This window comes from Nostoc sp. NMS2 (assembly GCF_017115105.1).
In the GTDB taxonomy this organism is placed as follows: Bacteria; Cyanobacteriota; Cyanobacteriia; order Cyanobacteriales; family Nostocaceae; genus Nostoc.
In genome coordinates this window covers 30,251-45,528 of record NZ_JABXKH010000061.1, presented here as the reverse complement: position 1 = coordinate 45,528, position 15,278 = coordinate 30,251, and the positions used below count along the sequence as shown (strand labels likewise).

Below are 15,278 nucleotides of genomic sequence, written 5' to 3'. Positions count from 1 at the left end.
GTAATGGTAAATATGCAAACCTCAGATAACCAAGATCCTATTGATGGTGTTGCCATTATCGGCATGGTAGGAAGATTTCCTGGCGCTGGCAATGTCGATGAGTTTTGGCGCAATCTGTGTGAAGGATTAGAGTCAACGACTTTTTTTCAAGATGAGGAATTAGATCCCAGTATTGACCCGAACCTTTGCAAAGATCCTAGCTACGTAAAAGCTAGAGGAATTATTCCTGGGGGAGAAACTTTTGATGCAGCCTTCTTTGGTATTAATCCACTGGAAGCTGTGGTTATGGACCCACAGGCTAGAGTTTTTCTAGAGTTGGTTTATGAAGCTCTAGAAAATGCTGGTTATGAATCAGAGTCTTTTGAGGGGTTGATTGGTTTATACGCTGGTTGTGGTCAAAATACTTATTTTGCTAACCACATTTCTGGACGTATGGAAATTGTCGATCGCATCGGCGAGTTCCAGACAATGTTAGCAAATGAAAAAGACTTTTTGACTACTCGTGCTGCTTACAAGCTAAACCTCAAAGGCCCGGCCGTCAGTGTTAATACGGCTTGCTCTACTTCTTTAGTAGCAATTATTCAAGCTTGCCAAGCCTTAAGCAGCTATCAGTGCGATATGGCTTTAGCTGGTGGTGTATCTATGACTACACCTCAAAATAGCGGTTATATGGCTCAAGAAGGCAGTATGCTGTCTGGAGATGGTCATTGTCGTCCCTTTGATGCCAGTGCTCAGGGCACAATGTTCAACAATGGCGCAGGAATAGTTGTCCTCAAGCGTTTAGAAGATGCACTTAATGAAGGCGATCGCATCTATGCCGTAATTCGTGGTTCTGGTATCAATAATGATGGGGCTGATAAAGTAAGCTTTACCGCTCCCAGCGTAGACGGACAAGCAGAAGCCGTTGCAATGGCGCAAGCTTATGCCAACTTCCACCCAGAAACCATCTCTTATATTGAAGCTCACGGTACAGCTACACCTTTAGGCGACCCCATTGAAATTGAAGCGCTGACGCAAGCATTTCGTGTGCATACAGATGCTAAACAATTTTGTGCGATCGGCTCTCTTAAAAGCAATGTCGGACATTTAGTTGCGGCGGCTGGGGTAGCAGGGTTAATTAAAACCGCTCTTGCCCTGCATTATAAAAAGATTCCACCTAGCTTAAATTTTGAGGCTCCCAACCCCAAGATTGACTTTGCCAACAGCCCTTTCTATGTAAATACCAAACTAGCTGAATGGTCAGAAGGTGAAACTTTGCGACGAGCCGGTGTAAGTTCTTTTGGTGTCGGCGGGACTAATGCTCATATTGTGCTGGAAGAAGCGCCACAAATTCAAAGTTCAGGATCTTCTCGCCCACAGCAGCTATTGTTGCTCTCGGCAAAAACTAGTACAGCCTTAGAAGCTGCAACAGCAAATTTGCAGCAATATCTCCAGTACAATGCCGAAATTAACTTAGCCGATGTAGCTTATACCCTACAGCGAGGGCGCAAAGCCTTAAATTATCGACGCAGTATAGTTTGCCACGACATCACAGATGCGATCGCATCGTTACAATCTTTAGATCCCAATCAAGTAAATACCCGTCATACAGAAATCCGCAATCCAGCCGTTGTCTTCATGTTCCCCGGACAAGGATCGCAATATGTGGACATGGGACTGAATCTGTACAACCGCGAACCTGTGTTTCAGGAGGTAGTAGATGAATGTGCTGAAATCCTTAAACCTTTGTTGGGTAGGGATTTACGAGAAATCATGTATCCCGCACCGAGCGATGCCTACGGCGGGCTACGCCTACGCGAAACTGCGGCTATCTCCCTACGGCAAACCTGCTTTACTCAACCAGCATTATTCGTTATTGAATATGCTTTAGCGCAACTGTGGCAAAGTTGGGGAGTCAAGCCCCAAGCCATGATTGGTCATAGCATTGGTGAACTTGTTGCCGCCTGTATTGCAGGTGTATTCACCTTAGAAGATGCGCTGACGTTGGTTGCAAATCGCGGTCGCTTAATGTGGGAGTTACCAGAAGGGGCTATGCTCTCAGTGCGCCTACCAGCCAAAGAGGTAGAGCCACGATTGAGTGCAGAACTAGCGATCGCCGCAATTAATGGCCCTTCCCTGTGTGTCGTTTCTGGGCCAACAGAGGCGATCGCGGCTCTGCAAAAACAACTAGAAAGTGAAGAAGTTGTCTGTCGCCGTTTACACACTTCTCACGCTTTCCACTCTTCAATGATGGATAGCATCATAGCCCCCTTTGCTGAGGTAGTTGGGAAAGTTAAATTATCACCACCTCAAATTCCCTTTGTTTCCACAGTTACCGCAGACTGGATTACAGCCCAGCAAGCAACCGATCCGATGTATTGGGCTACACATCTACGTCAGACTGTGCGATTTGCGGAGGGTGTACAAACTTTATGGCAGCAGCCAGAGCGCATACTGTTAGAAGTGGGACCACGAATTACAACTACGACCTTAGCCCGCCAACAAGCAAAAGATATTAAACAACAGATAGCGATTCCTTCTCTAAGTGATAACGCTGAGAACGAAGCCGAATGGACAGCATTGCTCAAAGCACTAGGACAACTGTGGCTAGCAGGAGTATCTATTGACTGGAGCAACTTCTATCAAAGGGAAACGCGACAACGAATTCCTCTGCCTACCTATCCCTTTGAACGCCAACGCTTCTGGATTGATCCTCTACCCCATCCCAATCGCGCAGCAACTCCCAAACCTTCAAATCCCCAGTTAGAAAAGACCCAAACTATGACAACATCACCTCAGCAAAAGCTTATTCCTCTGCTAAAAGAAATTATCGAAGAAACATCAGGATTGGAAATCGCTAGTGTTGACGATTCGACAACATTTTTAGAAATGGGATTAGATTCTTTATCACTGACTCAAGTGGGGCTAGCGTTAAAGAAAAAATTTCAAGTCAAGGTAACACTTAGGCAGTTACTAGAAATTTACCCCAATTTAGGAACACTGGCTGACTTTATCAATCCAGCCTTGTCTACCGAAACTTTATCCGCATTAGGATTAACAGAAACCATTGCAGAACCCACTCCAGAAGTACCATTACCGGCACCTGCAACCACATCACCCACTTTGGTAGTGCATGAAGTTCATACAAATGGATCTGCACCTCAGATTTCTCCCCAACCTGCTGCATCCAATTTCATAGAAAATGTGATTAATCAGCAGCTACAAATCATGAGTCAGCAATTGGCGCTATTGGGTAATAGCAGTCAATCTGTAACAATCCCAGTTGTACCTGCGGCGACATCTCAAAATAATGGTGTCAAGCCACAAAATGTTGTATCTATCCCCTCAACCCAAACCAGCAAAGAATCACCTGCATCGGTAGACACGGAATCAAATGGCGCTAAAAAGGCATTTGGTGCAGCTGCTCGAATTGAAAAAACCCAGACTAAAACTCTGACAACGCAACAACGCACTCATCTAGACAAAATTATCCAAAGATACACACAACGGACTAAAAAATCAAAAGAATATACTCAATCCCATCGCCCTTATTTGGCAGACCCAAGAACTGTTTCTGGGTTTAACCCGACAATGAAAGAGATGGTTTACCCCATCGTAGCGTCTCGTTCATCGGGTTCTAAACTTTGGGACGTTGATGGCAATGAATATGTTGATTTAAGCAATGGCTTTGGTTTGAATTTGTTTGGTTGGTCGCCACCTTTCATTACCGAAGCAATTGAAGCACAACTGAAACTCGGCATGGAAATTGGGCCGCAAACTCCCTTAGTTGGAGAAGTGGCGAAGCTGATGTGTGAGTTGACCAACTTTGACCGAGCAGCTTTTTGCAACACGGGTTCGGAAGCGGTTCTGGGAGCGATGCGGATGGCACGCACCATCACAGGGCGTAACTTAATCGCCATATTTTCTGGAGCTTATCACGGCATTTTGGATGAAGTAATTGTTCGGGGGACAAAGAAACTCCGGTCAATTCCTGCTGCTCCTGGTATCCCACCCGAAATGGTAGAGAACATTTTGGTGGTGGACTACGATTCGCCTGAGTCTCTAGAAATCCTCAGAAGTCGGGCTGATGAGTTAGCAGCAGTGATGGTGGAATCTGTGCAAAGCCGTCGCCCTGAATACCAGCCCAAAGAATTCCTCCAGCAATTGCGTGATTTCACTGAGGAAGCTGGTATTGCCCTAATTTTTGATGAAATTGTTACCGGATTCAGAATTCATCCCGGCGGCGCTCAGGCGCATTTTGGTATAAAGGCTGATATAGCAACCTACGGTAAGATTGTGGGCGGTGGGCTACCAATTGGAGTCATTGCTGGCAAATCGCAATATATGGATGCTTTAGATGGTGGATTTTGGCAGTTTGGAGATGACTCAGTTCCAGAAGTAGGTGTGACTTACTTTGCCGGAACTTTTGTCCGCCATCCTTTAGCACTAGCAGCCGCCAAAGCAGTACTTCAACATTTAAAACAGAGTGGCCCCAGTTTGCAGCAAAATCTTAATGCAAGAACTGATAAGTTTGTAGCGGAACTTATGGGCTATTTCCAGAAAGTTCAGGCTCCGTTTACAGCTTATAACTTCGGCTCCCTGTTTATGGTGAAATCTGCACCAGAGTTTCCTTATGGAGACTTGCTATTTTATTTACTGCGGGATAAGGGAGTGCATACTTGGGATCACCGTCCTTGCTTCTTGACAACAGCCCATTCCGAAGCTGATCTAGCTTTTGTAATGGCAGCCTTTAAAGAAAGTATTGCCGAAATGCAATCTGCTGGCTTTTTGTCTGCACCGCCTATAGAAGTAACAAACCGCGAAGTTACCAATAACAGCCTACGTAATCTTCCGCCGCAACCTAATGCCAAATTAGGACGAGATCCCCAAGGCAACCCCGCCTGGTATATCCCCGATACCGAGCGACCTGGGAAATATTTACAAGTTGCAAGTGTTTCCTGAGTGCTTTAAAAAATTGGTGTTGCTGATTGAAAGTATGAAGTTATATCAAACAATATCAATTCCTACTCCAATTCAGCAACACCAAAAATTAACCGTGTTTGCAAATAGTAAATACTCATCGATCAAGGTTTTGTATGTCAACTGATAATCTACTTAAACCTGGTTCAATTAAGTCCGATCTGAAGCTTTCTAAACAAATTATTCAAAGTGATGTTTCAACTTTCCAAGAAAACTTTAACTGTTCTCACTTCAAGTTTTCTCATAATCTTGCGGGACACCCTTTGTTTGAGATCCCCCGCCTAGTTGATTTGGCAAATACTATCCTAAGTCAAGGGAGAACGGACAAAATTCAGTCTTATACTAGCCGAGTCCCTATTCAGCAAAAGTGGAATCATCGACCTGGAATCAACGAAATCACAGAAGCGATCGCACATATTGAAGAATCTGATTCTTGGGTAATGCTTGAAGATGTTCAAGTAGACCCAGAATACGCCGCCTTACTCAACCAGATCATAACTGAACTCGAAGACCTTATAGGTAAACCTCTCCGCCAGGAGATGACATGGCTGGGTGCTTATATCTTTATAGCTTCTCCAAATTCTATTACACCTTACCACATCGATAGTGAGTTGAATTTCCTGTTTCAGATTCAGGGCGAAAAAGATATGAGCCTCTTCAATCAAAATGATCGTTCCATATTGAGCGAGGAGGAAATTGAAAAATTTTACATAGGCGATCTGAATGTAGCAAATTATAGAGAGGAGAATCAGAGTAAAGCAAGCGTTTACCATTTGGAACCAGGCAAGGGAGTCCATCATCCAATACTGGCCCCTCATTGGGCTAAAAATGGTAATAATGTTTCTGTGGCTTTAAGTGTTCTCTTTTATCTGCGACCTTACGATCTAAAAGCTAGAGTCTATCAAGTCAACAGCTATCTACGTAAACTGGGATTCAAACCCACACCACCAGGCAAGTCTGCGCTACGAGATCGGATCAAAATCTTTGCTCTGGGTCTTTTATGCGATCGCCGTCCAAAAAGTAAATTTGCAATACTGCGCTCTGGTATATTAAGAGTCAAATCCATTGAGAGAAGGCTAAACCAGTTTATCAAAAAAATCTCAATTTTCTCAAATGGTTAATTATGAATTCTCAAATTTTTAATACTGAATCAGTGTTGTACTTAGAAAGTAAAAGCTAAACTTTTGACAGATTTGATATAGCAAAATAATTTTTATTAATAGGTGGGCAATGCCCACCAAAACCATAATCTGGTGAATAATGTTTAGCATACTTGTATTTCAAAAATCCCATGAAACCATCAATATTATCCTAAAAATATCTAACTGTTTGTATTCTTGAGATAATTAAATGCCAAAAACATCAATGTATAACCAAATCAATTCGCTCACCTCTCTGCGCGGTATTGCAGCTTTGGTTGTTGTTGTACATCATTTCTCATATTACACTTTACCTAAAACTGGTTCAACTTTATCAGCATATAGCGATTTTTTTCGTAATGGATATTTGTGTGTTGATTTTTTCTTCATTCTGAGTGGTTTTATCATGACCCACGTTTATATTGGAGATTTTTCTTTAAAAGTTAATTCATCTAACTATCGCTCATATTTATTCTCGCGGTTTGCCAGAATCTATCCTCTACATATATTTGTTTTATCTCTATTTATTGGATTAGAAATTGCAAAAATATTCTTATTAAATAATTCTGCTTTTACTGGTAAATTTAACTTAACTGCCCTTTTTGCTAATATTTTCCTTCTCCAAGCATTCGACTTAACTTGCCCACCTTTATTTTGGTGCGATACTTATTGGAATGAGCCAGCGTGGTCAATTAGTGTAGAGTTTGTTATATATTGCATATTTCCATTTATCTTATTTTTATTATTAAGAAATAACGAAAAAAATGATTTAAAAATTTATGTTTCTGCTCTCTTCAGTATATTACTACTAATCGCCTTTACCCGTGGAAATTTAGATAGCATTATTGGCATACCTTCCATAGCTAGATGCGGGCTAGAGTGCATACTTGGAATTATAACTTATAAAGTCTATCGTAGAGATAATTATAGAAAGTATTTTAATATTAATTTACTAGCAATTATAGCTATAACTTGGATAATTCTGATTATGAATTACTACTGGAATTATTGGCGTAGCCTTCATGATTGGCTAATTTTACCAGCTTTTTCTCTCCTGATTTTGGCTGTATCTATCAACAATAGTGGCGCAATGTCAAAATTTTTAAATTCACGGTTAATGCTGTATTTCGGGACTATTTCTTACTCGATTTACATGGTTCATTGGTTTGTTCAAGAATTGTTAAAAACATTATGGATTTATAAATTTCACCATGCTTTTGGCAAAAGATTCACAGAATATGAAGCCTTGACATCTCTAGGAGTATTTCTTATGATTATCATATTGGCTGCATCATTGACATATAGATTTGTAGAAGTTCCTATGCGTAATTATTTAAAATCTACAATCTTGGCTAAACAATGAATTGAATGCCAATACTTTGTCAAGAAAGATTTAAATTTAACTTTGAATAAACCGAGAAAATAATAGAGTTTTATGAGCTTATCACCTGTAGATTACCAATCCGCATTAACTGCGGTTGATTTTGATCCATTTGCAGATGGAGAATTACTTCTAACCGCCCCTGCCACAGAATCACAAAAAGAAATTTGGGCTTCTGTGCAAATGGGGAATGCTGCCAATTGTGCTTATAACGAATCCCAATCTCTGCGACTAAAAGGCGAACTTGATGTCAAAATTTTCAAGTCTGCGATTGAAGAGTTAGTACAACGTCATGAAGCACTACGGACAACTTTTAGCACGGATGGCAATACACTCTGCATTGTTGCTTCTCGGCAAATTGAAATCCCTATTATTGATCTTTCTAACCTGGAACCACAGGAACAACAGGAAAAATTAGCTAGTATCTTGCGACAAGAGGTAGAGCAACCTTTTGATTTAGAACATGGCCCCCTATTTCGGGCAAAAATTGTCAAATTGCAGCCGCAGGAGCATCTAGCTACTTTGACAGCACATCATATTATTTGTGATGGTTGGTCTTGGGCAGTGCTGATGCCAGATTTGGGTAAACTTTATTCTGGCTTGCAACAGGGTATTGTTCCTGAATTAGAAGAACCAGACAACTTAAGTGAATATGCGATTTTGCAGGAAGAAGAGGCGGATAGTCCAGAAGCGATCGCCACAGAAGAATACTGGTTACAACAATTCGCTGACTCTGTACCTGTGCTGGATTTCCCCAGCGATCGCCCCCGTCCACCACTCAGAACCTTTAACGCTGCCCGCGAAGATTGGCATTTAAATCCCGAATTAGTTGCTAACCTCAAACAACTAGGGACAAAACTCGGTTGTAGCTTTATGACTACTATCCTGGGAGGATTTGAGGTTTGGCTACACCGTTTGACAGGACAAAACGACTTGGTTGTAGGTATTCCAGCCGCCGGACAAGCTGCTTTGGGGCAATATAATCTCGTAGGTCACTGTGTAAATTTACTACCTTTACGTAGCCAGATTGATAGCGAAAAATCTTTCAGCGACTACTTGCGATCGCGGCGATCGGCTGTACTAGACGCTTACGATCATCAACAATTTACCTTTGGTAGTCTAGTCAAAAAACTAGTTTTGGCACGGGATTCTAGCCATATTCCCTTAGTTCCAATTACATTTAATATCGATCAGGGTTTAGATAGTGATAAACTCCCCTTCACTGGGCTAGAAGTAGAATTTTTCTCTAACCCCCGCGCCTTCGAGAACTTTGAACTGTTCATTAATGCTACGGAATTACGTGGTCAGATGACCCTGGAATGTCAGTACAACACTAATTTATTTGATGCTGACACTATCCGCCACCGCATGGCAGAGTTTGAAACTTTGTTATTGGGTATAGTTGCTAACCCCAATCAAACTATTGCTAAATTGCCAATTTTACCAGCAGTTGAGCAACAGTTATTAGCAACATGGAACCAGACTCAAACAGACTATCCTCAAGATAAATCCATTCATCAGTTATTTGAGGAGCAGGTAGAGCGTACCCCCGATGCTGTGGCGTTGATATTTCAAGAACAGCAACTTACTTATCGAGAGTTAAATATTCGCGCGAACCAATTAGCGCAATACTTGCAAACATTAGGAGTAGGCGTAGATGTTCTTGTGGGAATCTGCGTCGATCGCTCCTTAGAAATGGTGGTAGGTCTTTTAGGGATTCTGAAGGCAGGTGGAGCTTATGTACCCCTAGATCCGGGGTATCCGCAAGAACGCTTGGCTTTCATGCTTTCAGACACCCAGATCCAATTATTATTGACTCAAAAATGGCTAGTTGACAAACTACCTAATCACACAGCAAGCGTAATTTGTCTAGATACCGATTGGGATACTATCAACCAAAAAACACCAGAGAATTTAATTAGTAATGTCAAGGCTGACAACTTGGCTTATGTAATGTACACATCTGGTTCTACAGGTCAGCCCAAGGGTGTTAGTGTTATCCATCAAGGTGTCGTTAGATTAGTCAAAGAAACTAACTATGTAAGCCTTACTGCCAAAGAAGTATTTCTGCAAATTAGTCCCGTCTCCTTTGACGCTTCAACCTTTGAAATTTGGGGTTGTTTGCTTAACGGTGCAAAACTAATAATTTTTCCTCCCCATACCCCATCTTTAGACGAATTAGGGCAAATTATTCAGCAATACCAGGTGACAACCCTGTGGCTAACGGCGGGTTTATTCCATCTGATAGTTGATGAAAAAATTGATGCTTTAAAACCCTTACGTCAACTGTTAGCAGGTGGTGATGTTTTATCCGTTACCCACGTCCAGAAATTTCTCAACACAGTAGAAAACTGTAAACTGGTTAATGGTTACGGGCCAACAGAAAGCACAACTTTTACCTGCTGTTATGAAATTACAGCACCACTAAAGCCAGGGGCTTCTATTCCTATTGGTCGCCCCATTGCTAATACCCAAGTTTATATCTTAGACTCACATTTACAACCCGTTCCGATTGGAATCACGGGTGAATTGTATATTGGTGGCGATGGTTTAGCACGAGAATATTTCAATCGCCCGGATCTGACTGCTGAAAGATTTATTGCCAATCCCTTAAGCTTAGATTCCCAATCACGCTTATATAAAAGTGGAGACTTAGCTCGCTATTTACCAGATGGAAATATTGAATACCTGGGTCGGATTGATAATCAGGTAAAAGTGAGCGGTTTCCGCATAGAATTGGGTGAAGTTGAAACCGCACTTTTGCAATATCCGGCAATAAAAGAAGCGGTAGTAATTGTTCGAGAAGATACTCCTGGTGAGAAATTATTGGTTGGTTATTTTGTCGCAGAAGTTGGTCAAGATAACCCGCAAATAATCTCAGAATTACGGCGATTCTTGAAACAACAGCTTCCTGAATATATGGTGCCAAAGATTTTTGTGGCGCTGGAAGCCTTGCCGCTAAATGCTAACGGCAAAGTTGATCGTCGGGCACTACCAAAACCTGATTCTTTCCGTCCAGAACTGGAAGCAAATTATGTAGCGCCTCGTACTCCCATTGAGCAGCAAATTGCAGATATCTGGACACAGGTTTTGAATGTTAAGCGAGTTGGGATTTATGACAACTTTTTTGAATTGGGTGGATATTCTCTACTAGGAATTCAAGTGGTTTCTCGACTGCGCCAAGCTTTGCAAGTAGAAATTCTCATGTCCAATTTATTTGAATTACCAACGATAGCAGATTTAGCTGAACGAGTGGAAACTCTGCGTTGGGCAACCCAAGGCGTTCAGGCTTCTGATAGTGAAACAGCTGATGATTACGAGGAAGGTGAGCTATGAAAACTTTAGATGAACTACTATCTGAGCTACGTCAGCGCGATGTCAAACTTTGGCTAGAGGGTGAACGCTTACGCTATCGGGCAGCAAAAGATAGTCTCACGCCGGAATTGCTCACCGAGTTAAAAACTCAAAAAGCCGAAATCATCAACTTTCTCCGACAAATTACTACAGCTGCCAATTCACAGATTCCCCCAATTGTCGCTTGTGAACGGAATGGCAACTTGCCGCTTTCTTTTGGTCAGCAACGGATATGGTTCCTTCATCAGTTTGAACCTAACAGTTCCTCGAATAATATGCCCGTTGTGGTGCGTTTTACGGGGAATCTGAATGTTGCTGTCTTAGAGGAAAGTTTGAGAGAAGTCGTCCGTCGCCATGAAGTTCTGCGGACAACTTTTCCAGCCGTGAATGGAAAGCCCTCTCAAGTAATTGCAAGCGATGTTTCCTTGACGCTGCCAATAATTGACTTGCGGCAAGTACCAGATGAAAAGAGAGAGGCTGAAGCTCTCCTACTAGCAACTAAAGAAGCTCATCAACCTTTTGATCTCGCCAATGGGCCGATTTTGCGGTTACTGCTGCTGCGGTTGAGCGATCGCGAGCATCTGCTAATCTGGAATATGCACTGCATAGTTTGTGATGGAGCTTCTTCCGATCTGTTCTATCAAGACTTCACTACCATCTATAAAGCATTGTCGGCGGGAAAGGCTTCTCCTTTAACTCCCTTACCAGTACAGTATGCTGATTTTACCAATTGGCAATATCAATGGCTCCAGGGAGAGGTTTTAGAGTCACAGGTAAACTACTGGAAGCAAAAGCTAGAAGGCAATTTACCGATCATTGAGTTACCTTACGATCATCCCCGTCCTCATGGTGTGCAGACATATCGAGGCGATCGCGCCGCCCTGCTGCTATCAAAGACGCTGAACCATGCCCTGACAGACATGAGTCAAAAATGGGGTGTCACCCTGTTCATGACTCTACTAACAGTGTTTGAGCTATTGCTCTACCGTTATTCTGGACAAGAAGACCTACTGATTAGCTTTGCCAGTGCAAGCCGGGGACAAGTAGAAACCGAGCGGCTGATTGGATTTTTCTCTAATACTCTTGTAATGCGGGGTAACTTAGCAGGAAATCCAACTTTCCGACAATTGTTAGACCGCGTGCGTAAGGATTGCTTAGAGGCTTATAGCCATCAAGACCTACCTTTTGAGAGGCTAATTGAAGAACTTAAACCAGAACAACAAAGTCGCAATAGTTCGTCTTTATTTCAGGTAAAGTTCTCCCTTAATCCTCCTTGGTCGAATGGTCGTGGCATGGGAGCAGTGCAACTACCTGATTTGACTATCACTTCTCTATTTGGTTACATCTATCATGGTAAAACCAAATACGATCTGACATTAGTCTTGCGGGAACAGGATAATGGTCTGGGCATGGTATTTGATTACAATGCCGAGATGTTTGATGCCAGTACCATAGAGCGGATGTTGGGACACTTCAAAACTTTACTCGAAGGCATTGTTGCTAATCCCGATCAGCCGATATCTGAATTACCCCTGTTAACAGCAGGTGAACAACATCAAGTATTGGTTGATTGGCATGGCAAGCAGGCTGATTATCCCCAGAATACTTGTATTCATCAGTGGTTTGAGGCTCAAGCTAAACGAACTCCAAATAATATTGCAGTAAGTTTTGAAAATCAGCAACTAACCTATCAGGAACTCAACCAGCGTGCAAATCAGCTAGCCCACTATTTGCAAACTCTAGGGGTAAAATCGGGGGTACTCGTCGGTCTTTATGTAGAGCCTTCCCTGGAGATGATTGTGGGGCTGTTGGGTATTTTGAAAGCTGGGGGAACTTACGTACCAATAGTTCCGACATCTGGGCAAGATGGTTTGGCTTTCATTTTAGAAGATGCCCAAACATCCTTAGTGTTAACCCAAAGCTTATTGGTTGATAAATTCTCTGAGTATCAGGCACAAGTTATCTGTTTGGATAGTAATTGGGAAGCGTTGGCAAAGCCCACCGAAGGTATCGCACTACACGCAAATGAAAATCCAGCATATTACACCACAGATCAGACTCTCGCCTGTGTGATGTATGTGTCCGGCGGCAATGGAAAACCCAACGGTATAGGCATTACCCACCGTAATCTCGTCACCCACAGTCTAGCAATCAGTGACACTTGGGAGTTGACTGAGCGCGATCGCCTACTACTCATATCTAGTATCAGTTACGATACTTTCATTGAATCACTGTTCCCCAGTTGGATTACTGGTGCTACCGTCATTTTACAGTCTCAAAAGCTACCAAAATCGACGGCGCAGTTTTTCCCATTCATTGCTCAACAAAAAATTACCGTTGTTAATCTACCTACTTCTTTTTGGTATGAGTTAGTTAACGAGCCATCTGTATCTCCACAAACCTTGCCAGTCAGCTTACGCTTAGTCATAGTTGGTGGTGAAAAAGTCTCACGCAATGCTTATTTAACTTGGGTAGAAAAAGTTGGCAAGCAAGTACGCTGGCTTAATGCTTATGGATCGCTAGAAACAACTTTAACCGCCACGGTTTACGATCCGGCAACTGCTACTGAAGCCAGTAACACTCGGTCAGAAATTCCCATAGGAAAAGCGATCGCCAATACAAAAATATACATTCTCGATCGGCGATCGCAACCTCTACCAGTTGGCGTTACTGGCGAAATCTACATCAGTGGTATTGGTGTTGCACCAGGCTACTTTAACCGTACTGAGTTAACATCTGAGAAATTTATCCCCAATCCCTTTAGCAGCGAATCTGGGGCATATCTTTACAGAAGTGGCGACTTAGGACGCTACTTAAGTGACGGCAATATTGAGTTTATTGGCCGCCTAGATAATCAGGCTAAAATTCGCGGCTTTCGGATTGAGTTGACAGAAATTGAGACAATTTTGGGTCAATATCCAGGCGTGCAGAACACTGTGGTGATTGCCAGAGAAGATGTTCCTGGGGATAAACGTTTAACTGCTTATGTTCTCCCTAAAGAAGGAGAGACTTTTGGGAGTGAGCAACTACTGAGTTTTCTCCAGCAAAAGTTGCCTGAGCATTTGTTGCCTTCTACCTTTGCTATAGTGGATTCTCTGCCATTGAATGCTAATGGCCAAGTTGATCGCAAAGCATTACCTGCGCTGAATCCAAATAATTCTAAAATAGAAAAAATATTTGCTACAGCAGAAAATCCATTACAACTTCAATTAACAGAAATCTGGGAAAATGTTTTAGGGGTTCATCCGATTGCAATAACAGACAACTTTTTTGATTTGGGTGGACACTCACTGCTGGCAGTACGTCTGTTTTCTCAGATTGAAAAAATTGTAGGCAAAAATCTAGCTCTATCTATCCTTTTGCAAGCCCCAACTATTGAGCAATTAGCTAATATCGTTGAGCGAGAAAGATGCTCAAAACCTGGGGTTGCGGCAACGCCAGCAGATGATGTCAAGTCTGAAACATCAATTCCTTGGTCATCTTTGGTAGCTATTCAGCCCAACGGTTCTAAGCCTCCTTTCTTCTGTATACATGGTTTGGGTGGAGAAGTTCTGCGTTTCCGGGAATTGGCAGTGCATCTAGGATCAGATCAACCATTTTATGGACTGCAACCACAAGGGTTAGATGGAAAACAACTTCCTTATACCCGGATTGAAGAGATGGCAGCGCACTACATTCAACAAATCCAGACTATTCAGCCCCATGAGCCTTATTTGATCGGCGGCTACTCCTCTGGGGGGATAATTGCTTACGAGATGGCTCGGCAATTGGCTATGCAAGGTAAAAAAGTAGCTTTGCTAGTTTTATTTGATACCTACGGTTCCAGAAATATCGAATCTGTGCCAATCGCATCTAACTATGTTATTGAACAGGTAAAAAGAAATACAGAGCGGCTCAAATATCAGATCAAAGAGATCCTCTGGCGGTTTGTCTTTTACTTTCACCTGATTCTCGCTCGCCCCTTACCTTACTCCAACCGGAAATACATGGTGGAAGAGGCCACCAGACAAGCGCTAAGAAAATATGTTCTACAAGTTTACTCAGGTAAAGCAACCATATTCCGAACAGAAGATGGTCTTGTAGTTGGACAACGGGAGGCTGATTCTAAAATGGGTTGGGGTAAATTGGCATTAGGGGGAGTGGATATCTATGATATTTCTGGGATTCATAATTCCATTTTTAAAGAACCCCATGTACGATCTGTATCTGACAAAATGAAGGCTTGCATAGATCAAATTATTGCAGAAACCTGAATCTTTCTAGACTTAGAAGTAACTAAGTGAGTTACAAAACTTAAGTCTCTAAGCCAGATATAAAGCAATACAGTTCAGTTAAGCATTTTTTCCCTCTCTCTGTGTTCTCTGTGCCTCTGCGGTTAGTTAAAAAAATTGACTTTCACAAAAAGTTTTAGCCTTAACTGAACCCTATTGAGATATAAAGCCTGT

General features: G+C 42.3%; 5 protein-coding genes. All 5 read left to right on the top strand.

Annotation, left to right across the window (positions count from 1 at the left end):
• The first annotated feature begins 3 nt into the window (after nt 1–3).
• Nucleotides 4–4,941 (top strand): type I polyketide synthase, encoded by a 4,938-nt coding sequence (locus tag HWQ36_RS11940; RefSeq protein ID WP_292702427.1) that lies wholly within the window; start codon nt 4–6, stop codon nt 4,939–4,941.
• 134 nt (nt 4,942–5,075) lie between these two features.
• Nucleotides 5,076–6,080 (top strand): hypothetical protein, encoded by a 1,005-nt coding sequence (locus tag HWQ36_RS11935; RefSeq protein ID WP_292702423.1) that lies wholly within the window; start codon nt 5,076–5,078, stop codon nt 6,078–6,080.
• Between the two features lie 229 nt (nt 6,081–6,309).
• Nucleotides 6,310–7,461: an acyltransferase gene (locus tag HWQ36_RS11930; protein ID WP_292702420.1), complete on the top strand. Its 1,152-nt coding sequence runs from the start codon at nt 6,310–6,312 to the stop codon at nt 7,459–7,461.
• A 72-nt stretch (nt 7,462–7,533) separates the two neighbouring features.
• The gene (locus HWQ36_RS11925) at nt 7,534–10,815 is read left to right on the top strand and encodes an amino acid adenylation domain-containing protein (RefSeq protein ID WP_292702417.1); all 3,282 of its coding nucleotides are present in this window, start codon (nt 7,534–7,536) and stop codon (nt 10,813–10,815) included.
• Complete coding sequence (locus HWQ36_RS11920) at nt 10,812–15,086, top strand: amino acid adenylation domain-containing protein (RefSeq protein ID WP_292702414.1); 4,275 nt, start codon at nt 10,812–10,814, stop codon at nt 15,084–15,086. Before HWQ36_RS11925 ends, HWQ36_RS11920 begins: the two co-directional genes overlap by 4 nt.
• The last annotated feature ends 192 nt before the right edge of the window (nt 15,087–15,278 follow it).